Genomic DNA, 20,882 nt, shown 5'->3' with positions numbered 1-20,882 from the left:
CTGTCAGGCCAGGGTGATCGGATCGTCCAGGTGGAGCGTGCCCGGCCGCACGACCTCGGCGTACGCGCCCGCGCACGGCATGGCCTTGCCGAGGCCGGCGACATCGACGCGGTTGCCCGCCATCACCGCCCGCACCGCCTGCGGGTTGCGCGGCAGCGTGCCGTGGGCGAGCGACGGCACGGCGCATCGCGGCGTGGGCAGCGTGACCCGCAGCCGCGCACCCGTGCCGACCTCGCCGAACTGGATTTCCTTGCCCAGCCAGTGGTTCTCGACGAACGCGCCGGTGCCGGGCGGGGTCGCGATGACGAGATTCGGCCGGTACCGGATGGCCTCGGTGTCGAGGTGATCCAGCGTCGCGGTGCTGATGAGGTGGATCGGGGAGTGGTCCACGAAGTTGTGGCCGGGCGTGCCCTGCCCGATCTGCAGCGTCTGCGCCGGAACCACGGCGCTCACGCCGTTGTCGAGCACGTCTTCCGGTGCCGGGCGCTCCACGGACGCGCCGTCGGGCCGGATTCCGGACACCGTGATCGCGCGGCCCAGCAGGTCCGACAGGCGCGAGCCGGCTTCGGGGTCGTCGGCGGCCAGCTTAGTGCCGTCGGGGAAGGTGATGAACACGCGGCCGTCGGTCTCGGCCGCGAGCTCCAGGAGGCGGCGCCACAGGCGCGGGTGCTTCGCCGTCGCGACGAAGCCGGTGTCGGAGTCGATCACGGCGAGCGTGCGGTCGCCGTCGAGACCGGCGGCGTCGACTCTTGCTTCGATGACTTCCTCGCCGAGCATCGATTTTACCGGGTAACGCCGCAACGCGACTACACGCACGTCTGCCTCCTCAGGGGTGTTCGGAACCGGACACGGGATGGTGGACGGCTGACGCGGTCGACGCGATGAGCACCCGCGCGGCGCGGGCCGACGGGTTGTGCAGCCGGTGCGTGCGGCCGGAGTCGAACTGGATGGAGTCGCCGGCCTTGAGCGAGATCTCCTCGTCGCCCAGGAGCAGTGCGACGGCGCCGGCGCGGACGTGGAGCCATTCCTCGCCGGTGTGGTGCACGGCGCCGGTTTCGGTGCCGGGCGGCAGTTCGAGCCCGACCACCGCGATGGTGGCGCGCGGCCCGCTGAGCACCTCGTAGCGGCCCTCGGCGTTTTCGTGCGCCACGCCCTGGCCGGCGCGCACGAGGTGGTAGTCCTCGTCGGGCTGGTCGGCCACGAGCTTGCCGATCGAGATGCCGTACGTGCGCGCGAGCTGCAGGAGGCTGCCGATCGAGGGCTGCCGTTCCCCGCGTTCGAGGCGCGACAGATGGGCGACGGAGATCCCCGTGAGTTCCGCGAGGTGGGTGAGCGTGAGCCCGCGATCCGTGCGCAGCTGCTGGAGTTTGCGCGCGACCAGGCGGTCGATGTCGCTGTCGTCACCCATGATCGGACACCACCCGGCGGCCGGTCACGCGCCGGCCTGGCGGGTTCGCTGGTAGTGGCGGCGGGCCTTCATGCGGTTGCCGCACACGGCCATCGAGCACCAGCGGGCGGTGTTCGGCTTGCTGTGGTCGATGAGGAACCGGCGGCACTCCGGGTTCGCGCACGGCCGCAGGCGGCCGGGGCTGGCGTGGCGCAGCGTGTCCCAGGCCAGCACCGCGCGCGAGGCGGCCGCGCGGCCGGGCGCGGTGTCGAGGTCCCACTTGATGCCGCCGTCGTCGAAGACCGCGCGGTAGACGAGGCCGTCGACGAAGGGGGCCAAGGCTTCCGGCTCCGCGTCGCCGCGCACGACGTCCTGCAGCGCCGCGCGCACGTCGACCAGCGCGCGCCACTCCTGCGCGGACGCCGGCTGTCCGTGGGCGGTGAGCCACTCGCGGCCCAGCTCGGCGTCGGCGAGCTCGTCGCGCGGCGTCCCGTCGAGCACCGGGGTGGTGTTCAGCAGGTCGAGCAGCAGCTTCTCGTCGGTCACGAGTTCAGGCTAACCGGCAAACTCAGGGTTGACAAGTTAGGCAGACCCTGTTTGAGTTCTAACCATCAAATACGACGATAGGAGTTAGATATCATGACCGCTGTTCACCACCGCTACGCGACCGCCGACGGCCGGCAGCTCTTCTACCGCGAGGCCGGGCCCGCCGACGCCCCCGTGGTCGTGCTGCTGCACGGCTTCCCGACCAGCTCGTTCATGTTCCGGAACCTGATCCCGGCGCTGGCCGACCGCTACCACGTGATCGCGCCCGACCACCTCGGTTTCGGCCTGTCCGACGCGCCGTCGGCCGACGAGTTCGGCTACACCTTCGACGCGCTGACGGACCTCACGGCCGGCCTGCTGCGCCAGCTCGACGTCACCCGCTACGCGATCTACGTGCAGGACTACGGCGCCCCCATCGGCTGGCGCCTCGCGCTCGCCAACCCTGACTCCATCACCGCGATCATCACCCAGAACGGCAACGGCTACGACGCCGGTTTCGTCGACGGCTTCTGGAAGACCGTGTGGGACTACCAGGCCGAGCAGAACGCCGAGACCGAGGCCAACATCCGCGGCGCGCTCAGCCTCGACCTGACGAAGTGGCAGTACCTCACCGGCGTCCCCGACGAGACCCTCGTCAGCCCCGACACCTGGAACCACGACTTCGCGCTGCTTTCGCGCCCGGGCAACGACGAGATCCAGCTCGCGCTCTTCCGCGACTACGCCACCAACCCGCCGCTGTACCCCGCGCTGCACGAGTACCTGCGCAAGAGCCAGCCGCCCGTCCTCGCGGTCTGGGGCAAGAACGACCCGATCTTCGGCCCGGACGGCGCCACCGCTTTCTCCACTGACGTGCCCCACGCCGAAGTCCACCTCCTCGACGGCGGCCACTTCCTCCTCGAAAGCGCGGGCGACGAGGTCGCTGCCCACATCCGCGACTTCCTGGGCCGCGTGGCTCCGTCGCGCTGAGGTTCCCTCGTGGCGGGGGATTTCTCTTGCCGCCACCGGCTTTCCTCCAGGCGGCCCAGCCTTGCGCGACGCCATCCCCGCCGCGCAGGGTCCGCGGCCCCGGCGGGCCGGCGCCCGGAGCCCGCACTCCGGCCGTCGGCCCGTGTCCGGCTTTGCGCAGGTTCGGACCTGGGAACCGCCGGTGCGCTGCGCCAGGAAACCGCGGTAGTGGCGGGTTTCGAATTCGGACGCGGGCTGTTCGAAAACGCGCACCAGCGGGCCGTGGTGATGTGGCTCGGCGGTGCGCGGGGAACTGCGGCGGGCACGTTGAACGGTGTCAGTCGAGCACGTCGGGTTCGGTTTCCACCACGACGTCCGCCATGATGTTAAAACTGTGGCGCGCCATGTTGGCGCTGCCGAACTGGCGGTGGGCCAGCGTCGCTTCCTCGTCCGTCATGACGCGCGGGGTGCCCGCGGCGTCGGCGAGCAGCTGCATCTGGCACGCGCGGTCCATGGCGATGAACCACCACGCGGCCTCGGCCACGGACCGGCCGACGGTGAGCAGTCCGTGGTGGCGCAGGATTGCTGCGCGTTGTCCACCAAGACGTGTGGCAATCCGCTCGCCTTCTGTCTTCTCCAGCACAAGACCCTTGTACTCGTCGAACAGGACATGATCGCCGTAGAACGCGCAGGATTCCTGGATGATCGGAGCGAGTTCCTTTCCGAGCGCGGCGAACGCGCGGCCGTACACGCTGTGCGCGTGGGCCACCGCCACGACGTCCGGGCGCGCCCGGTGCACCGAGGAGTGGATCCAGAACGCGGCCTTGTTCGTCCGCCGGGAACCTTCGGCGACCTTGCCGTTCTCGTCGATGAGCAGCAGGTCGCCGACCTTGATGCGGGAGAAGTGCACCGCGTACGGGTTGACCCAGAACCGGTCCGGGAACTCGGGATCGCGCACGGTGAGGTGCCCGGCGATCCCCTCGTCGAAGCCGTAGCGGGCGAACAGCCGCAACGCCACGGCGAGATCGCGTTTGCGCGCCGCGCGTTCGGCTTCGACCGTGCCCGCCTCCGCCGGCAGGTCGCCCAGGTCGAGCTGGTCGGCGGTGCCGGACTCCGGTGCTTCGGTGGAAATGCTCACGCTCGTCCTCCTCGCTCGGGGGTGCTGGCTCCTCTGCACTATGCCTGCTGTTTGCCTAAGAGGCAAACAGCGTCTCCTACAGGGCAAATGGAAAAGCAGGCGGTGACGGGTCTCGGGGGACTCCGCCACCACCTGCCGGTGAGGGGGCGGAGCAGCTGGGGGAGGGCGAGCGGCTGCTCCGCGGTCACAGTGTGCGCCCGTCCGGGCGATTTGCCCCGAAAGTGGGCTGAACGGTCACTGATGTCTGTCCGGGTGGTCCTCCGTCCTCGGGGACAGACATTCGTAGCCGTTCGGCCAGACCTGGGCTTCGGTTACCGATTTCCCTTGCCGCACAGCGGGATCGGAGCCGACGCCGTGCCATCGGTGGAGCATGATCTCGACTCTGGCTGCTGGATGGGCCGATCTTGACAAGCAGTTCATTGAGCAGCGACCGCGCGGCGACCTGGTTGCGCCAGACCGTGCCTTCGTCCGGGGTCATCAGGCGTTCGCCGAACCGCGAGTCCGGCGTGGTGCCGATGGCGAGGTCGCCGGGATCGCCTGCCCCGGGGGCGTACCGCGGCGGCCGGCCCAGCGGCCCGCCGACCGCGTCCTGCGCGGCCGGCCCGAACAGCCGCAGCGACTGGCCGGTCGGAACGAGCCGCGCGGCCGCCACCGCGTCGACGAGCGGAGACTGCGCGATCGCGCCGGCGATCCGCCGGTCCGTGACGGCGAGATCCACCACCTGCAGCCCCGCGAAAGACGTGCCCCACACGACGATCCGGCTCGCGTCGAGCGTCGGCTGGGCCGCCGCCAAGCCGACGACCGTGCGGTAGTCCTCGCGCTGGCGCGGCAAGGAAACCACTTCGTCGCGTCCTGCCCTCGCCGATCGAGGACAAGGAGAACCGCGTCTACCGCGAACCGGTGGGTGTCGCGCGTCTGCTCCTCGGAGCCGCCGAAGCCGCGGTAGTCGAACACGACACTCGCGACCCGGTTCCGGCGCGCCGGAACCGGGTCTCGAACGCGGCGAGGCCGCCGGCCTTGATCGCGCCGACCAGGCCGGTCTCGAACGCGGCCTTCAGGCGGGTGCCGCCGAGTTCGTCGATGATCACCTCGGTGATCTCGCCCCCGTGGTCCTCGACGTACCGGATCGCCTGCTCGAACACCGTCCGCCGGTGGCCGCCGGAACCCAGTGCAGCTCTGCCGACGGCGCGGTGGCCGCGAGGCGCAGAGCCGGGCCGATCGGCGCCATCGAGTCGTGTTCGAGAACCACCAGCAGCAACGGCACCGCCACCATCGCCGCGCGCCGGACCGGGCGGCGCCAGGCCAAGCTTGCGGGCGAGCGGGTAGCAGCGGCAAACAGCTGCGCGACTCGAACCCGCACGACGGCTCCGCGGTCGCGGAGTTCACCGTCGCCGACTCCACGGACATCGACCGCGCCTACCTCGCCGCGAAAGAAAACCAACACGCGTGGGGGAAAACGAACGCCTACCGACTACGACGTCTACGAGGGCGGCGCGAGCTTCGCGGACACGGTCGCCGCGGAGGTCGCCTTCCTGGGCCGCGTCACCGCACGCTGAGCTTCCTCTTCCGGGTCATGAGCAGGCGCGCGTAGATCAGCCCGAGGAGCCCGATGTGCGCGAGGACGAGGGCGAACGCCGGGCTGTGCCGCTCCACGGCGAAGCAGTCGCCGAGTGAGTCGTCCTGCCACGCGAACGCGGGGTCACACGCCGCGCCGGCCGGGGTCACGAAGTCGGGGCCCCCGATGAGGCCGCGCAACGAGAGGAACACCCCGATGACGATGGCCGCGACGCTGACGAACGCGACGATGGCGCGTGGTGACACAGGCTGCTCCTCGGATCCGCGGGATGATCAATCGATCGCGGCATTCGTCTCCTTCGTTACGTACCGGACGCTCGGGACACGAAGCAGTTCGCCGTCGCCGTGGCCAGGAGCGTGCCGGAGGTGTCCTCCAGGCGTGCGTCGGCCAGCACGACCTGGGGTCCCGAGTGCAGGACGCGACCGGTGGCCGTGATGGGGCCCGTGTCGATGCGGACGGCCTTGAGGAAGCGGACGGAGAGGTCCAGGGTGCTGAACCCGCTGCCGACGGGGAGGGTCGTGTGCACGGCGCACGCGGCCGCCGAGTCGAGCATCGTGGCGTAGAGGCCGCCGTGGACGGTCCACATCGGGTTGTAGTGGTATTCGCCCGGGGTGAGGCGGAAGACGGTCTCGCCGGGTGACGCCGAGATCAGGCGGAGGCCGACGAGGTCCATCATCGGCGCGGAGGGGAGGTCGCCGCGGGCCATGGCGCGAAGGAACTCCAGCCCGCTGAGCTCGGCGGCCGCGGTGGCGAATGCGAGGTGGTCGGCCCAGGACACGACGCGCACGCGCTCGGCATCGGTGGTGTTGGTCATGGTGTTTCCTTCACCGCGGAGAGTTCGTTCAGCGCCGCTTGGAGTCCAGTGTCCACCGCGGCGCGCATCAGGTGCGGGCGGCGCTCGGTGCGGCCGATGCGGGCGCTGCCGACAGGCGGGCGGACTTGCAGCGTCGCGGGATGCGAAGCCAGCAGTCGTTCCTCTTCGGCTCTGAGCGCTGCGCGGTCCAGCCACGTCTCGAGCGCTCCCGGTGCGTGGCGGGCGAACCAGCGTGACGCGACGAGCCGCTCACCGCGGGACGGTGCCGTCCCCGCGCCCTCGTCCGACCGTCGCGTGCGAAACGCGACGAGGTGTGTTGCTTTCTGCGCAAGTGCTGTTCGCACGGGAACGGATTCGCTCACCCCGGCGTCCACGAAATGTCGTCCGCCGATCACGATCGGTTCGCCCGCGAGCAGGGGCATGGCCGTCGACGCACGCAGCGCGGCCTGCAAGCCGGCCTGATCGTGGAGGTGCTCGTGCAGGTCCGCGGACTCGCCGGTCATCGCGTCGGTGGCGGTGGGGTGGAACTCGACGGGGTTGTCGAGGATCTCCCGGAACCCCATCGGCACGATCTCGGTGTAGAGGGTGTGGACGAGGAACTCCGTGTCCACCACCGGCCGCCGGCTCAGGATGCGCTTGGGGTCGATGGTCCGGCCCATGATCATCGGGTCCCACCACGCGTGCTGGGTGCTTTCAGCGCGTCCGCACAGCAGCCACGCACCGTTGAGCGCGCCCGCCGAGCTGCCGTAGACCGCGTCGAACATCGGCAGCAACCCGAGCTGTTCGATGGCGATCGTCATGCCGCTCGAATACGCACCTCGCGAGCTCCCGCCCTCGATCAGCAACACCAAGCGAGCGCCGTCATCGCGGTTTCCGGGAGTGCTCCCGCTGCGCCTGCGTTCTCTCAGCAACTCCACGACGGCGTCGGTCACCGTTGCACCTTCTTTCGTTCGGAGGTTTTTCGTTCAGAGGAGGTGAAGATCTTTCCCTGGGTGACGGCGAGCAGTGCCCCGACGACGGTGATCACCGCACCGGCGACCTGCACGGTGGTGAACGACTCACCCAGGAACACCACGGAAGTCACCGTGCCGAACACCGGCACCGCGAACATGGTGATCGTCGCGGTCACGGGACTGACAGCCCGCAACCCCCGGTAGTAGAACAGGTACGCGATCGCTGTCGGGCCGACCGCGAGGAACACGAGGTTCCCCCAGGTGAGCGTGGAGACCGATGTCCACTCAGTACCAGAAAATGAGGGAATTGCGACAAGCACCAACGCCAGCGCACCCACACCCGTGGCATACGTCGTGGCCCGCAACGGTTCCATCCCGCTCAGCACCTTCTTCGACGCGATGCTGTAGGCCGCCCAGCACGCCGCGCCCGCCAGGTAGACGAAGTCGCCGGCGAGGCGGGTTCCGCTGAACCCCGTGCCACCCCCACCGACACCGACGAAGAACACGACCGAACCCGCTATCCCCAGCACCAGCCCGGCGATGCGCGCACCGGACGCCGATTCTTTGCGGGTCACGAGGAAGTACAGCGTGGTCAGCACGGGACTGAGCACGGGCACGATGATGGTGCCGTCGATCGCGGGGGCGAGGGAAAGCCCCCAGAAGAAAAAGAAGTTGTACGCGAACACCCCGACGAGCCCGACCAGCCCGGCTCGGGCGAGGTCACGCCACGAAAAGCGCGCCGAACCCGGCCGCACGCACAACAACCCCACGAGGATCACCGCGCCCGCCCCGAAGCGCAGGCACGCGGCGACCTCGTGCGGCAGCTCACCCACCACGACCTTCGAGCTGGTGAAAGCCGCCCCGAACAACACCATCGTGATGAGCAGGTACGAATACGGAGCGACGCCACCGTCGCGTTGTTCGGGCATGAGTTCGGTCCACTTCGTTGCGGGTACGGGAAAGGCTGGGGATCACACCGATCCTCGCCGCCCCGCGCGCGGATTTCTTGTACGTTCCTTGCATGGCAGGCGAATCCGAGATCACCGCTTGGAGCCCCGGCGTTCCCGGCATCAGCGAGGTGTTCCACGCGCACTTCGTGCAGCACGCCTACCCCGTGCACACGCACACCGTGTGGACGTTGCTGATCCTCGATGACGGCGTGCTCCAGTACGACCTGGACCGTCACGAGCACGGCACCCTGCGTTCGCAGGTCGTGCTCCTGCCGCCGCACGTGCCGCACAACGGCCGCACCGCAGCGCCGCGCGGGTTCCGCAAGCGCGTGCTCTACCTGCCCGAGGACGCACTCGACGCGCGGCTGATCGGCCCGGCCACCGACCAGCCGAACCTGCGGGATCCGAAGCTGGCGAACCGGATCAGCCGGCTGCACGACACGCTCGCCGCGCCGGGCGACGAGTTCGAGGCGCAGAGCCGGCTCGCGTTCATTTTCGAACGTCTCGGCACACACCTGCGCCACGACGTGGTCCGCCGTGAGCCCGACCGCGGGCTGGCCGACGACCTGCGCGACCTGCTGGACTCGCGGGTGGTCGCCGGGCTGCCCCTCGACGAGGCGGCGCGCCTGCTGCACGCGGACCCGACGCACCTGGTCCGCGCGTTCTCCCGGCGGTTTTCGCTGCCGCCGCACCTGTACCTCACCGGCCGTCGCGTGGAGCTGGCGCGGCGGCTGCTGCTGGCCGGTGTGCCGGCCGCGGCGGTCGCCCCCGAGGTCGGCTTCTACGACCAGTCGCACCTGACCCGGCACTTCAAGCGCATGCTGGGCGTGAGCCCGGCGCGGTTCGCCGGACGGCGATGAGGGCACGGCTACTCCCACAGGTCCGTCGACAGGTACTTCAGGCCCGAGTCGGGGATCACGACGGCGACCGTGGCGCCGGCGAGCTCGTGCCGCAGGAGGTGGAGGGCCGCGGCGACGTTGGCACCGGCGGAGAAACCGGCGAAGATGCCTTCGCGGGTAGCGAGCAGGCGGGAGGTCCGGCGGGCTTCGTCGCCGGTGACCTGAAGGTAGCCGTCGAGGGGCACGTCACGCAGATGTGTGAGGTCGGCCCGGCCGAAGCCGCCGCCCTGGATGGGGTGGTGGGATTCGAACACCTCGTGTCCGGCGAGCACCGCGGCGCCCTCGGGTTCGACAGCGAAGCACCGGATGGCCGGGTCCCGTTCCTTCAGTGCCCGCGTGACGCCCGCCAGGCAGCCGCCGGTGCCGACGAAATCGGCGAACGCGTCGAGCCTGCCGCCGGTCTGTGCCCAGATCTCGGGGCCGGTGCCGGTGTAGTGGGCCTCGACGTTGTGGTGGTTTTCGAACTGATCGGAACGGAACGCTCCGCGTGACTGGGTGATCAACCGAGCTTGCTTTTCCACCAGCGCCAGGTCCGCGCCCGAAACGCGGCCGGGCACGGAACCGGGGGCCTGGTCGACGAGCACGACCTCGGCGCCGAGCGCGGCGATCATGCGCGCGCGTTCGGTCGAGCTCCCGCGCGACAGCACGGCGACGAACGGGTGGCCGGTCACTGCGCACGCGATGGCGAGGCCGGCACCGGTGTTGCCGCTGGTGAGCTCGACCACGGGCTGGCCGGGCTGCAGCGCCCCGGTTTCCTCGGCGGCCTGGATGATCCGCTTCGCGACACGGTCCTTTTTGGACCCGCAGGGGTTGAGGTACTCGAGCTTGGCCAGCAGGGTCCCGTCGACGCCGTCGGTGAGGCGGTCGAGCCGGACCATCGGGGTGTTGCCGATCGCGTCGAGCGCCGAGGGCAGGACGCCGACTGCTACTCCCGTGCGAGCGATAGCGCTATCATTCACCTTCATGTCCCAGGATAGCAGTTCGCGAAACGTGGCCAATGTGCTGCGAAATGAGCTCAATCACTACTCGCCGGGTGAGAAACTGCCGTCGAGCCGGGCTCTGGTCGAACGCTTCGGGGTCAGTCCCGTGACGGTGTCGCGCGCGCTCGCCGTACTCGCGGCCGACGGGCTGGTGGTGACACGGCCGGGGGCCGGTGCGTATCGCGCGGAGACGGTTGCCCGGGAGAAGCCGGTCGTCGACACGTCGTGGCAGGAGATCGCGCTCACGGCGGATGACCAGGGTGGCGAGCGGGTGGTCGACGCGTCCGGGTTGAGCGCCAACCTGGCTGTGCCGCCGCCGGACGTGATCGCGTTCAACGGTGGTTATCTGCACGCTTCGCTGCAGCCGGAACGCGCGATGGCCACCGCGTTGGCTTCCGCGGCACGCCGGCCGGGAGTGTGGGAGCGGCCGCCGCTGGCCGGGCTGACGGCGTTGCGGGCGTGGTTCGCGCGGGAACTGGGGCTCACGCCGGCCGAGGTACTGATCAGTGGTGGTGGCCAGGCGGCGCTGAGCACCGCGTTGCGTGCAGTCGCGCCGCCGGGATCCGCGGTCCTGGTCGAGTCGCCGACGTATCCCGGGGTGCTCGCCGCTGCCCGCGCGGCCGGGGTGCGCCCGGTGCCCGTTCCGGTGGACGACGGTGGGGTGCGGCTCGACCTCCTGCAGGAGGTGCTCGCGGCGACCGGGGCGAAGGTGTTCTACTGCCAGCCGTTGTTCCAGAACCCGACCGGGGCCGTGCTCGCGCCGGAGCGGAGGCGTGAGCTCCTGGAGATCGTGCACGCGGCCGGTGCGTTCCTGGTCGAGGACGACTGGGCGCGCCACCTCGGGCACGGTGGGCCGGTGCCGGCTCCGTTGGTCGCGGACGATCCCCACGGTTCGGTGGTCCACTTGGGATCGTTGACGAAAGCCACGTCGCCCAACCTGCGGGTCGCGGCGCTCGCCGCGCGGGGACCGGTGCTGGAACGCCTGCGCGCCATCCAGGTGGTGGACAGCTTCTTCGTGCCGAGGCCGTTCCAGGAGGCCACTTTGGACCTCGTGGCGGCGCTGTCGTGGCCGCGGCACCTGCGTTCGCTCGCGGCGGGGCTGCGGGAGCGCCGTGACGCAATGGTGGGCGCGCTCCAGCGGGAGCTGCCTTCGCTTGCTCCGCCGAGGGTGCCGACGGGTGGTCACTACCTGTGGTTGCGCCTGCCCGCCGGGACGGACGAAACCGCCCTCACCTCCGCGGCTCTGCGTGCCGGGGTGGCGGTGTCGCCCGGCCGTGGGTACTTCGCCGCCGAGGCCCCGGCTCCGCACCTGCGGCTGGGGTTCGCTGACACCTCGGGTGCGCAGGAAATCACCGAAGGTGTTCGCCGTCTCGCAACGGCGTGTGCGGAAGTCAACCTTTGAGCAGCGCACGCGCCATCACCATTCGCTGGATCTGGTTGGTGCCCTCGTAGATCTGCGTGATCTTCGCGTCGCGCATCATGCGTTCCACCGGGAAGTCGCGGGTGTAGCCGGCGCCGCCGAACAGCTGGACGGCGTCGGTGGTCACCTGCATGGCCACGTCGGACGCGAAACATTTCGCGCTGCTGGCGAAGAAGGTCTTGTCGGGCTCACCGCGTTCGACCTTCGCCGCGGCCAGGTACACGAGGCTGCGGGCGGCCTCGATCTTCATGGCCATGTCGGCGAGCATGAACTGCACACCCTGGAACTCGGCGATCGTCTTGCCGAACTGTGTGCGTTCTTTGACATACGCGCGTGAAGCATCGAGCGCGCCCTGTGCGATCCCCACCGCTTGGGCGCCGATGGTGGGCCGGGTGTGATCGAAAGTGCGCATCGCGGTCTTGAAACCCGTGCCGGGTTCACCGACGATCCGGTCGGCCGGGACGGTGCAGTCGGTGAAGTAGAGCTCGCACGTCGGGGAGCCCTTGATGCCGAGCTTGCGTTCCTTCGCGCCGACCTCGAAGCCCGGGTCGTCGGCGTGGACCACGAAGGCCGAGATGCCGGCCGCGCCCTGGTCGGCGTCGGTCACGGCGAACACGGTGTACCAGGTGGCCACGCCGGAGTTGCTGATCCAGGCTTTGGCGCCGTTGAGGACCCAGCGGTCGCCGTCGAGCCGGGCCCTTGTTTTCATCGCAACAGCGTCTGAGCCGGATTCTCGCTCGGAAAGTCCGTAGGCGAACAACGCCTGTCCGTTTGCCAACGTCGGCAGGACTTGCTTCTTGAGGTCCTCCGACGCCGATAGCAGCACGGGCATGCTGCCCAACTTGTTGACCGCCGGGATCAGCGACGAGCTGACGCACACCCGGGCGACCTCCTCGATCACGAGGCAGTCGGCCAGGCCGTCCGCGCCTTCGCCGCCGTACTGCTCGGGGACGTGGATCGCGTGGAACCCGGCCGCCGTCAGCGCCGCGCGGGCTTCTTCGGGGAAGCGCGAGTTCTCGTCGACGTCCGCGGCGTGGGGGGCGATTTGTTTTTCGCACAGGGAACGTACGGTTGCGCGCAGTTCTTGGTGTTCTTCGGACATGCGGAAGGCTTCGAAGTCAGGGTTCGCGTACGGCTGGTTCATGTCGGTCTCCATCTGCCGAGGGAAGGGTCAGGGGTTGGCCGCCGAGCATCATGAGGGGGATGGTGGCGAGGGTGGTCAGTGCGGCGATCACGAGCCACAGCGCGTAGGAGGCGCCGCCGGCGAGCGCGGCGAGCAGGTACGGCGCGGCGAACCCGAGGTAGGCCAGCGCGTAGAAGATGCTGACGAGCCCGGCGAACTCGTGCTGCTCGGCCATGCGTTCCACTTTGTCCAGGCCGGTGACCATGAGGATGCCGTAGCCGGTGCCGAGGACCACGGCCGTCACGAGGACCAGCGGGGTGACCGGGCGCCACGCGACGAGTGCCGTGCCGGCCAGGCCGAGTGCGGTGACGAGCAGCCCGGCCACGGGGGCGTGCAGGTGCCCGGCGTGCGCGAGCCGGCGCGCGATCGGCTGGACGAGCGCGCCGAGCGGCAGCGTCAGCCCGCCGACCAGCCCGCTGAACGCGACGGGTGTGCTGATCGCGCTCGCCGTGTGGCTGGGCAACAACGCGGGCAGCGTCGCGATGCTGATCGCGACCGTCCCGAACACCCACGGCGCCCACGGCACCACGCCGAGCAGGAAGTGACGCGACACCGCCGGCCGTGGCAGCCACTGCGCACGCTCGGCCCGAGCGAGCGCCGGCGCGGTTTCCGGCACCCGCCACGCGAGCACGAGCACTCCGGCCATCAACGCCAGGTGCACGACATACGGCAGCTCCACCGGCCACGGCAACCACTGCGCGAGCGCGCCCGCCAGCAACGGCCCGATCCCGAACCCCAGCGACAACGCGGCGGCCGAGCGCCGGGCCCCGCGGCCGGGCGTGGACAGCTCGGTCACCCACGCGGTGCCCGCGCTGTACGCCGCGCCGGACGCGACTCCGGCCAGAAACCGCCCGACGTACAGCGACGGCCACCACACCGGGCCGAGCATCAGCACGAGCGTGGCCAGCACCGAGACGAGCATCGCCGGCCGCAACACGGCGCGCCGCCCGTACCGGTCCGCCGCCCGCCCGCTGAAGATCAACGCCGGCACCAGCCCCACGGCGTAAATGCCGAAAATGCTCGTCACCGCCGACCCCGGCAACCCGAGCTCACCCCGGTAGACCAGCAACAGCGGCGTGAAGTGGTTGGCCCCCCACGCAACGCCGAACAACGCGGCCGCCGCCCGCACCCAGGCGACCCGACTCTGCGTGGACTCGTGCACGTTCAGCTCCCAAGCGAGATTTCCGTTGTGGTGAAAGGGATGTCAGGACCGAGCGGCTCTTCGACGGCCGTCGAGGATTTCGGCGGCTGCGGCGCCTGGAGTGGGCCGATGCGCGCTTCGCGGAAGGCTTTGTGGAACCTGTCGGCGCTGGTCGGGATGGTTCAGGGTCGACTCCCAAGCGAGGCTTTTGTGGTGACCGGGATGTTGGCACCGCCGACGCCGCGAGTCGGAGCGGGTGTTCGGCTTGTGCGGATTCGCACACCGAGTCACGGCAGGCGGGCGGCTTCGACGGCCGGCCAGGTCGCCGGTGGGGGTTGCTGTAGCGACGAGGGCGGGACGGGCGTGTGTTCGGCGGCGGCGTGGAGTTTGCCGTCGCGGGAAAGGATGGAGCCGGCGCGGAGCATGGTGGTGATGAGTTCCGTGGCGAGGGACTCGGGGGAGCGGCGCAGCAGCCAGGCGGCGTCCTTGAGCCAGGCACGGGCGTGCAGGTAGGGCTCGACCGCGTCGGTGGGGATGCCGTCGCGGATCATGAGGGCGTAGGCGAAGACGCGGCGGGCGCCGTACCAGACGGCGCCGTCGGGGTCGTCGACGAGGCGCCGGGCGCGGCGCGCGGCGTTGGCGAGGGCGGCGCCCGTGTCGGCGGGGATGGGGCCGTGCGCGGGAAGGAGCACGCGGGGTTCGAGATCGATCAGGTGTTGTACGGAACTGAGCGCGGTGGTGGTGGCATCCGGACCGTCGAGGGCGAGGTTCACCCAGCCGACGTCGTAGTCCGACAACGCGTCCCCGACGGCGAGGAGGCGTTCGTCCGGTTGCCACAGGGCGAGGTGGCCCGGGGTGTGACCGGGGGTTCGGATCACCTCCCATTCGGTGTCGCCGAGTAACAAAACCTGTCCGTCGTCGAGCAGTTCGTCGACGGAGTAGGGCGGGACGGGCTGGTCGAGGTATTCCATCTGGCAGCAGCCGGGATCGCGGCGGGCGACGGCGAGTGCGTCGCGGGCGCTGGCGGCGATGCCGGCGCCGTTCTTCTGCAGCAGGGCGTTGCCGCCGACGTGGTCGCAGTGCCAGTGGGTGTTCACGACCAGGTCGAGCGACGCGGTGTGCGCGCGGACCCACTCGGCCGTCTCTTCCGCGTGCCCGACGAAGCCGCTGTCCACCAGAGCCGGCTGCCGGCCGGGCAGCAGGAGCAGGTTCGCGTCGGGGAACGGGCGCTGCTGCCAGACCAGCCACGACGGTAAGCGGTCGGTGTCGAAGGGCACGGGTCCTCCTTCGGAAGTCGCAAGAGTCCACTGTGGAATACAAGTCCACTGTGGAACGGGAGTCGCGCGCGCACGCGCGCGGGAGCGGAGATCCGAACGTCGTGTGGCACGGGATTGATTGTCGCAAAAGGAAAACCGGCTTTCAACGCGGTTACCCCCGTTCAAGGGTAGCGACAGACCGGCCGGAAAACGCATAGTCGCGTTATCACGCCGAAGGAAGGATCGCTGTTGACCACGAGCGACGCACACCGGGCCTACAAGGCGAGCCGCGACCAGCTGCTGGCATTGCGCGGCAAGCACGTTCGCGCGGTCGAGGAGTTCCGCTGGCCCGACCTCGGCGAGCGGTTCAACTGGGCCGTCGACTGGTTCGACGCCGTCGCCCGCGACAACGCCGACAACGACCGCCCGGCCCTCGTCATCGTCGAGGAAGACGGCTCGGAGACCCGGCGAACGTTCGGCGAGCTGTCCCGCGCGTCCGACCGATTGGCGACGTGGCTGCGAAACCGGGGTGTCCGCAAAGGACACCGCGTGCTGCTGATGCTCGGCAACCAGGTCGAGCTCTGGGAAACCATGCTCGCGATCATGAAGCTCGGCGGCGTGATCATGCCGACCACGACCGCGCTCGGACCCGCCGACCTCACCGACCGCATCACCCGAGGCGAGCCGCGGCACGTGATCTGCAACTCCGCCGACACGCCCAAGTTCGTCGACGTTCCCGGCGACTACACACGGATCAGCGTCGGCCCCGCGGAAAACTGCGCCGACCTCCATGGGGCCGATCTCCACGACGCCGACTTCCACTGCGCCGATCTCCACTGTGCCGATCTCCACTGTGCCAACCGCCACTGGGCCGATCTCCACGAAGCCGCCGACCTGCCGCACACCCCGGTCGAACACCCCGGCACCGCACCCGGCGACCCGCTGCTGCTGTACTTCACCTCCGGCACCACGACGCGGCCCAAGCTCGTGGAGCACACCCAGGTCTCCTACCCGGTCGGGCACCTCGCCACGATGTACTGGCTCGGCCTGTGGCCGGGCGACGTCCACCTCAACATCTCGTCGCCGGGCTGGGCGAAACACGCGTGGTCCTGCTTCTTCGCCCCGTGGATCGCCGAGGCGACGATCTTCGTCTACAACTACAGCCGCTTCGACCCGGCCGCACTCCTGAACCAGCTGCGTGTGCGAAAAGTGACAACGTTCTGTGCGCCGCCCACCGTTTGGCGCATGCTGATCAACACCGACCTCGGTGCCCGCCCGGCGGGCCTGCGCGAGGCGATCGGCGCCGGCGAACCGCTCAACCCCGAGGTGATCGAACGCGTCCGCGCGGCGTGGGGCATCACCATCCGCGACGGCTTCGGCCAGACCGAGACCACCGCACAGGTCGGCAACACCCCCGAATCCGACGTCAAACCGGGCTCCATGGGCCGTCCGCTGCCGGGTGTCCCGGTCGTGCTGGTCGAACCCGCGAGCGGCAACGTCGTCCCAGGACCGGGGGAAGGCGAAATCTGCCTCGACCTGGCACAGCCTCCGCTGACGTTGATGACCGGCTACCTGGCCGACGACGAACGCACCGCCGAGGCCATGGCCGGTGGCTACTACCACACCGGCGACGTCGCCTCGATAGACGAAGACGGCTACCTCACCTACATCGGCCGCACCGACGACGTCTTCAAGGCCAGCGACTACAAGATCAGCCCGTTCGAACTCGAGTCGGTGCTCATCGAACATCCCGCTGTTGCCGAGGCGGCCGTGGTGCCCGCAGCGGACCCCGTCCGTCTGGCGGTGCCGAAGGCCTACATCGGACTGGCGCCCGGACACGAGCCCACCAAGGAGACGGCACTGTCCATCCTGCGCTACGCGCGGGAGAACCTCGCCCCGTACCAACGCGTGCGCCGCCTCGAGTTCGCCGACCTGCCCAAGACGATCTCGGGCAAGATCCGCCGCGTGGAGCTGCGAGCCCGCGAACTCGGCGCGGACGCCGGCACCGAATGGCGCGACGACCAGTTCCCCGACCTGACCCGCTGAACCGCCGAACCCCGACTGCCGAAGGACCGCCGCCATGCCTGGCTCCGAGATCTACGAACACTTCCTCTCACTGCACACCCGCCCCGAAGGCCTCGTCATGCCCAACGCCTGGGACGGCCTCTCCGCCCTGCTCATGGCCGACGCCGGTTTCGAGGCGATCGGCACCAGCTCGGCCGCGTTCGCCGCGACGCTGGGCCGGTTCGACGGCCGCCACGCCGTGAGCCGAGAAGAACATCTCGACCACGCGAAACTCCTGAAGCGGCTCACCGACCTCCCGATCAACGGCGACTTCGAGGACGGCTACGGCGAGACCGCCGAGGACGTGGCCGCCACCGTCGAGGCGGCGGTCGAGGCCGGGTTGGCGGGCATCGGTGTCGAGGACACGACCGGCACCGGCGAGAACCCGATCCGGCCGTTCGACGAGTCGGTGGACCGCGTGCGCCACGCCGTCGCAGCGGCGCAGCAGCGGATCGTCGTCACGGCCCGCGCCGACAACTTCATCCAGGGCATCAACGACCTCGACGACACCATCCGCCGCCTCAGCGCCTTCGCGGAAGCCGGCGCCGACGTGCTGTTCGCCCCGCTCCCGCCCGACCTCGCGTCGGTGGAGAAAATCGTGCAGGCGGTGGCGCCCAAGCCGGTCAACGTCGTGGTGTCGCCGGCGGACAAGACTCTGACGGTGTCCGAACTCCACCAAGCCGGTGTGAAGCGGATCAGCCTCGGGTCGTCGCTTTACGCACACGTGATGTCCGTACTCGATCAGGCTGCGATCGACCTGGCCGGCGGTGACCTCGCCGCGGCGACGAGCGGCTCGCGGTTCCGGTTCCGCCGTCTGCTGCGCCAGGCCAAGGGGTGACCGGCGGCGAGGGGATCGAAGCCGCCATTGTGGACATCGCGGCGGGCAAAGCCGTGGTGGTGGTCGATGATGAGGATCGTGAGAACGAGGGCGATCTGATCTTCGCGGCGGAGAAGGCGACGCCGGAGTTGCTGGCGTTCATGGTCCGCTACACCTCGGGTTATGTGTGTGTCGCGTTGACGGAGGCCGAGGCGGATCGGCTGGATCTGCCGCCGATGTATCACACGAACCAGGATGTGCGCGGGACCGCGTACAGCGTCACGGTGGACGCGGCGGAGGGCATCACGACGGGCATTTCGGCGGCGGATCGTGCGCACACGATGCGGTTGCTGGCTGACCCGGCCGCGTCGGCGAAGGACTTCCGCCGCCCGGGGCATGTGGTGCCGTTGCGTGCGAAGGAGGGTGGCGTGCTGCGCCGCCCGGGTCACACCGAGGCCGCGGTCGACCTGGCCCGGATGGCGGGGCTGAACCCGGCCGGTGTGCTGTGTGAGATCGTGTCGCAGAAGGACGAGGGCGACATGGCTCGCCGCGACGAGCTTGAGGTTTTCGCCGCGGATCATGACCTTCGGGTGATCACGATCGCCGATCTGATCGCTTACCGCCGTCGGACCGAGAAGCAGGTGGAGCGGGTCGCCGAGGCCCGGATCCCGCTGGCCGCCGGGACGTTCCGCGCGGTGGGGTATGACAGTCTGCTGGACGGGATCGAGCACATCGCGTTCGTCTACGGCGAGATCGGCGATGGCGAGGACATCCTCGTGCGGGTGCACTCCGAATGCCTGACCGGTGACGTCTTCGGCTCGCTGCGCTGCGACTGCGGTCCCCAGCTCGAAGCCGCGCTGCAGGCCGTGGCCGACGAAGGCCGCGGCGTCGTGCTCTACATCCGCGGCCACGAGGGCCGCGGGATCGGGCTGCTGCACAAACTCCAGGCCTACCAACTGCAAGACGCCGATCAGGACACTGTGGACGCCACCGTCTCGCTCGGCGTAGCGGCGGACGCACGGGATTACGGCACCGGCGCCCAGATCCTGCGTGATCTCGGCATCCGCAGCATGCGCCTGCTCTCCGACAACCCCGGCAAACGCGTCGGGCTGGAGGGCTACGGATTGCGTGTCACCGGACGGGTTCCCTACGGCGAAGTCACCCCCGGCCGGGGGTAGCCGCTCGGGCGTGCACGACCTTTACTGGTCGCCAACCCCCCAAGGAGAACTCGTATGACCAGTGTTGTTCAGCACGACTCTCTCATCCGCGAACAGACCTTCGACCAACCGGCCGAGCGGACCGTCCCGATCGCCGACCCCGGCGCGTGGGCGATCCTGGCCTTCTCCGCCACCTCGCTCATGCTCGGCCTCTACAACGGAAACTTCGTCAATCCAGCCGGTGCCGCCCTCGTGATCCCGGTGGCCTTCTTCTTCGGCGGCGCGATCCAGATCATCGTCGCCGTGCTCGAAGTGGTGCGCGGCAACGTGTTCGGCGCCGTGGTGTTCGGCAGCTTCGGGCCGTTCTGGGTCATCTACGGCTTCATCCAGACGACGTTCGAGGAGAAGGTCGTCGAAGCCGCGACCAAGGCGAACGTCGATCCCACCGCAGCGGTGTCGAGCGGGCTCACGGTGTTCCTCGCGATGTTCGCCGTGCTCACGTTCGTCTTCCTCGTCTCGGCGCTGCGGACGGACGCGGTGCTCGTCAGCGTGCTGGTGCTGCTGCTGGCGGCACTGGTGCTCCTCATGATCGGTGTCCACAGTGGAAGCAAGGGCTTCGTGCAGGCTTCCGGGTACGTCACCGTGGTGTTCGCCGTCCTCGGGCTCTACCGGGGCACGGCCGACATCATGACCGCGACCTACGGCCGGCAGGTGCTGCCGGTCTTCAAGCTCAGCTAGTGCAGCCGGACGGGGCCACGGCAGTCGTGGCCCCGTCCCCTCACAACAGACCGTTCAGCCGCGCTTGATGAGCGGCCGCCGTTCTGTTGTGGACTTCCAGCTTGCGCATCGCCGATCGGAGGTAAGCCTTGACGGTCTCCAGGCTCAGCCCCAGCCGGGCGGCGATCTCCAGGTTGCTGGCCCCCACCTCCGCCAGCCGCAGCACGTCGATCTCCCGGGGCGCGAGCGACGCAGACGCCGCGATCTCGGCCCGCGCCGGTTCACTCGTCAGGTCCGCCTGGATCCGCTCCAGCCGCGCGCGCAGCTGCGGATCGCTCGTGTCGCGGATGAGTTCGGCGAGCTCGGCGAGCGCACCCCGCGAGCGGACGGCCGCGTGACCGGGATCGCGCCGCAGCTGTCCCTCCACATCGGACTGAAGCTGCTCGGCGACCACCACGGCACTGCGCACAGTCCGGTCGCCGATCGGGTTGCCTTCCCGCACCGCGCCGTACAGAACCCCGCGCACCTCACCCCGGACCAGCACGGGCACGGCGAAGACCGACGTCAATCCCTCCTGACGCACCACGACGTCGTACTCGTGAGTGATCGCCATCGTGGACGCGTAGTCGTTGACCCGGAACGGGGTCCGGCTGCGCAGCACGCACCCGCCGAGCCCTTTCCCGGGCTGCACGACGAGCCCCCGCAACGCATCGCCGGAGTTGCCCATCAGACGGTCGAGCACCAGGTGCAGGCCGCCGGCGCCGTGGCGGGTGGTGCCGCCGAGGGCGATCGGCAGGCCGGTCACCTTCCGCAGCCGCTCCAGCCGCTCGGGCAGCAGGTCGTCGATGATGTGCCGGATCGCGCTCCCGTCATCCACTGTGGCCGGCGGGGTGGACCACAGTGGACGACGGGAGCGCAGGTCGGGTCCGTTCATGTCCG

Annotated in this window: 22 protein-coding genes and 1 pseudogene; 8 read left to right on the top strand and 15 right to left on the bottom strand. The window is 69.7% G+C overall.

Features of this window, described 5'->3' with window-relative positions:
• Positions 1-3 precede the first annotated feature (3 nt).
• Genes K1T34_RS06130 through K1T34_RS06120 form a run of 3 tightly spaced genes read right to left on the bottom strand, consistent with a single transcriptional unit; the run spans position 4 to position 1,933 of the window.
• Positions 4-816: an MOSC domain-containing protein gene (locus K1T34_RS06130; protein WP_220243314.1), complete on the bottom strand. Its 813-nt coding sequence runs from the start codon at positions 814-816 to the stop codon at positions 4-6.
• Between the two features lie 10 nt (positions 817-826).
• Positions 827-1,408 (bottom strand): cupin domain-containing protein, encoded by a 582-nt coding sequence (locus K1T34_RS06125; protein ID WP_220243313.1) that lies wholly within the window; start codon positions 1,406-1,408, stop codon positions 827-829.
• Positions 1,409-1,432: 24 nt separating this feature from the next.
• Entirely contained in the window at positions 1,433-1,933 is a 501-nt protein-coding gene (locus K1T34_RS06120; RefSeq protein WP_220243312.1) for a CGNR zinc finger domain-containing protein, read from the bottom strand.
• 93 nt (positions 1,934-2,026) lie between these two features.
• Here K1T34_RS06120 and K1T34_RS06115 point away from each other — a divergent pair, with 93 nt between their 5' ends.
• Positions 2,027-2,899: an alpha/beta fold hydrolase gene (locus K1T34_RS06115; RefSeq protein ID WP_220243311.1), complete on the top strand. Its 873-nt coding sequence runs from the start codon at positions 2,027-2,029 to the stop codon at positions 2,897-2,899.
• 316 nt (positions 2,900-3,215) lie between these two features.
• On the opposite strand, the gene K1T34_RS06110 is transcribed toward K1T34_RS06115, so the two are convergent.
• From K1T34_RS06110 to K1T34_RS06100, 3 genes are all read right to left on the bottom strand, one after another.
• Positions 3,216-4,016: a class II aldolase/adducin family protein gene (locus K1T34_RS06110; protein ID WP_255638349.1), complete on the bottom strand. Its 801-nt coding sequence runs from the start codon at positions 4,014-4,016 to the stop codon at positions 3,216-3,218.
• Between the two features lie 184 nt (positions 4,017-4,200).
• Positions 4,201-4,848, bottom strand: a complete 648-nt coding sequence (locus K1T34_RS06105; RefSeq protein WP_220243310.1) for a S9 family peptidase — start codon at positions 4,846-4,848, stop codon at positions 4,201-4,203.
• 55 nt (positions 4,849-4,903) lie between these two features.
• On the bottom strand, positions 4,904-5,158 hold the full coding sequence (locus K1T34_RS06100; RefSeq protein WP_220243309.1) for a hypothetical protein: 255 nt from the start codon (positions 5,156-5,158) through the stop codon (positions 4,904-4,906).
• Positions 5,159-5,184: 26 nt separating this feature from the next.
• Here K1T34_RS06100 and K1T34_RS54615 point away from each other — a divergent pair, with 26 nt between their 5' ends.
• The gene (locus K1T34_RS54615; protein ID WP_370643640.1) at positions 5,185-5,607 is read left to right on the top strand and encodes an aldehyde dehydrogenase family protein; all 423 of its coding nucleotides are present in this window, start codon (positions 5,185-5,187) and stop codon (positions 5,605-5,607) included.
• On the opposite strand, the gene K1T34_RS06090 is transcribed toward K1T34_RS54615, so the two are convergent.
• The 4 genes from K1T34_RS06090 to K1T34_RS06075 are packed head-to-tail and all read right to left on the bottom strand — an operon-like array spanning position 5,559 to position 8,288.
• Positions 5,559-5,837 carry a hypothetical protein gene (locus K1T34_RS06090; RefSeq protein ID WP_220243307.1) on the bottom strand — a complete coding sequence of 93 codons (279 nt, stop codon included), beginning with the start codon at positions 5,835-5,837 and terminating at the stop codon, positions 5,559-5,561. The two genes, K1T34_RS54615 and K1T34_RS06090, sit on opposite strands and share 49 nt — an antisense overlap.
• 56 nt (positions 5,838-5,893) lie before the next feature.
• Entirely contained in the window at positions 5,894-6,406 is a 513-nt protein-coding gene (locus K1T34_RS06085) for a PaaI family thioesterase (RefSeq protein WP_220243306.1), read from the bottom strand.
• Positions 6,403-7,338, bottom strand: coding sequence for a patatin family protein (locus K1T34_RS06080; RefSeq protein ID WP_220243305.1), 936 nt, complete (start codon positions 7,336-7,338; stop codon positions 6,403-6,405). Before K1T34_RS06080 ends, K1T34_RS06085 begins: the two co-directional genes overlap by 4 nt.
• Positions 7,335-8,288, bottom strand: a complete 954-nt coding sequence (locus K1T34_RS06075) for a DMT family transporter (protein WP_220243304.1) — start codon at positions 8,286-8,288, stop codon at positions 7,335-7,337. The genes K1T34_RS06080 and K1T34_RS06075 overlap by 4 nt, the downstream gene beginning before the upstream one ends.
• 92 nt (positions 8,289-8,380) lie before the next feature.
• Here K1T34_RS06075 and K1T34_RS06070 point away from each other — a divergent pair, with 92 nt between their 5' ends.
• Entirely contained in the window at positions 8,381-9,169 is a 789-nt protein-coding gene (locus K1T34_RS06070) for an AraC family transcriptional regulator (protein ID WP_220243303.1), read from the top strand.
• An 8-nt stretch (positions 9,170-9,177) separates the two neighbouring features.
• Here the strand turns inward: K1T34_RS06070 and K1T34_RS06065 are convergent, their stop codons facing one another.
• A complete protein-coding gene (locus K1T34_RS06065) occupies positions 9,178-10,167 on the bottom strand; it encodes a PLP-dependent cysteine synthase family protein (protein WP_220243302.1) in 990 nt (329 codons plus the stop codon).
• A 4-nt stretch (positions 10,168-10,171) separates the two neighbouring features.
• Here K1T34_RS06065 and K1T34_RS06060 point away from each other — a divergent pair, with 4 nt between their 5' ends.
• Positions 10,172-11,590 (top strand): PLP-dependent aminotransferase family protein, encoded by a 1,419-nt coding sequence (locus K1T34_RS06060; RefSeq protein ID WP_220243301.1) that lies wholly within the window; start codon positions 10,172-10,174, stop codon positions 11,588-11,590.
• On the opposite strand, the gene K1T34_RS06055 is transcribed toward K1T34_RS06060, so the two are convergent.
• The 3 genes from K1T34_RS06055 to K1T34_RS06045 all read right to left on the bottom strand — a co-directional run bounded on the left by K1T34_RS06055 (position 11,580) and on the right by K1T34_RS06045 (position 15,209).
• Positions 11,580-12,752 (bottom strand): acyl-CoA dehydrogenase family protein, encoded by a 1,173-nt coding sequence (locus K1T34_RS06055; RefSeq protein WP_220243300.1) that lies wholly within the window; start codon positions 12,750-12,752, stop codon positions 11,580-11,582. The two genes, K1T34_RS06060 and K1T34_RS06055, sit on opposite strands and share 11 nt — an antisense overlap.
• On the bottom strand, positions 12,727-13,953 hold the full coding sequence (locus K1T34_RS06050) for an MFS transporter (protein ID WP_220243299.1): 1,227 nt from the start codon (positions 13,951-13,953) through the stop codon (positions 12,727-12,729). Before K1T34_RS06050 ends, K1T34_RS06055 begins: the two co-directional genes overlap by 26 nt.
• Before the next feature lie 266 nt (positions 13,954-14,219).
• Positions 14,220-15,209 (bottom strand): MBL fold metallo-hydrolase, encoded by a 990-nt coding sequence (locus tag K1T34_RS06045; RefSeq protein ID WP_220243298.1) that lies wholly within the window; start codon positions 15,207-15,209, stop codon positions 14,220-14,222.
• Positions 15,210-15,437: 228 nt separating this feature from the next.
• On the opposite strand from K1T34_RS06045, the gene K1T34_RS06040 reads away from it, so the two are divergent.
• From K1T34_RS06040 to K1T34_RS06025, 4 genes and pseudogenes are all read left to right on the top strand, one after another.
• Positions 15,438-17,234 (top strand): AMP-binding protein, encoded by a 1,797-nt coding sequence (locus K1T34_RS06040; RefSeq protein WP_370643638.1) that lies wholly within the window; start codon positions 15,438-15,440, stop codon positions 17,232-17,234.
• Positions 17,235-17,268: 34 nt separating this feature from the next.
• The gene (locus tag K1T34_RS06035) at positions 17,269-18,090 is read left to right on the top strand and encodes an isocitrate lyase/phosphoenolpyruvate mutase family protein (RefSeq protein ID WP_220243297.1); all 822 of its coding nucleotides are present in this window, start codon (positions 17,269-17,271) and stop codon (positions 18,088-18,090) included.
• Positions 18,087-19,217, top strand: a pseudogene (locus tag K1T34_RS06030) (bifunctional 3,4-dihydroxy-2-butanone-4-phosphate synthase/GTP cyclohydrolase II); the annotation flags it as partial. The gene K1T34_RS06035 and the pseudogene K1T34_RS06030, both read left to right, overlap by 4 nt.
• A gap of 84 nt (positions 19,218-19,301) precedes the next feature.
• On the top strand, positions 19,302-19,964 hold the full coding sequence (locus K1T34_RS06025) for an acetate uptake transporter (protein ID WP_220243296.1): 663 nt from the start codon (positions 19,302-19,304) through the stop codon (positions 19,962-19,964).
• Between the two features lie 40 nt (positions 19,965-20,004).
• On the opposite strand, the gene K1T34_RS06020 is transcribed toward K1T34_RS06025, so the two are convergent.
• On the bottom strand, positions 20,005-20,877 hold the full coding sequence (locus K1T34_RS06020; protein ID WP_220243295.1) for a LuxR C-terminal-related transcriptional regulator: 873 nt from the start codon (positions 20,875-20,877) through the stop codon (positions 20,005-20,007).
• Positions 20,878-20,882: the final 5 nt, after the last annotated feature.

It is taken from the genome of Amycolatopsis sp. DSM 110486 (genome assembly GCF_019468465.1).
Classification (GTDB): Bacteria; Actinomycetota; Actinomycetes; order Mycobacteriales; family Pseudonocardiaceae; genus Amycolatopsis.
The sequence above is the reverse complement of the archived record's forward strand: the minus strand, read 5'-3'. Positions and strand labels throughout refer to the sequence as shown.

Coding starts and splice junctions, on each gene's coding strand:
- K1T34_RS06020 (WP_220243295.1), bottom strand. CDS start 20,877: ATGAACGGACCCGACCTGCGCTCCCGTCGTCCACTGTGGTCCACCCCG.
- K1T34_RS06125 (WP_220243313.1), bottom strand. CDS start 1,408: ATGGGTGACGACAGCGACATCGACCGCCTGGTCGCGCGCAAACTCCAG.
- K1T34_RS06035 (WP_220243297.1), top strand. CDS start 17,269: ATGCCTGGCTCCGAGATCTACGAACACTTCCTCTCACTGCACACCCGC.
- K1T34_RS06025 (WP_220243296.1), top strand. CDS start 19,302: ATGACCAGTGTTGTTCAGCACGACTCTCTCATCCGCGAACAGACCTTC.
- K1T34_RS06055 (WP_220243300.1), bottom strand. CDS start 12,752: ATGAACCAGCCGTACGCGAACCCTGACTTCGAAGCCTTCCGCATGTCC.
- K1T34_RS06075 (WP_220243304.1), bottom strand. CDS start 8,288: ATGCCCGAACAACGCGACGGTGGCGTCGCTCCGTATTCGTACCTGCTC.
- K1T34_RS06085 (WP_220243306.1), bottom strand. CDS start 6,406: ATGACCAACACCACCGATGCCGAGCGCGTGCGCGTCGTGTCCTGGGCC.
- K1T34_RS06115 (WP_220243311.1), top strand. CDS start 2,027: ATGACCGCTGTTCACCACCGCTACGCGACCGCCGACGGCCGGCAGCTC.
- K1T34_RS06060 (WP_220243301.1), top strand. CDS start 10,172: ATGTCCCAGGATAGCAGTTCGCGAAACGTGGCCAATGTGCTGCGAAAT.
- K1T34_RS06070 (WP_220243303.1), top strand. CDS start 8,381: ATGGCAGGCGAATCCGAGATCACCGCTTGGAGCCCCGGCGTTCCCGGC.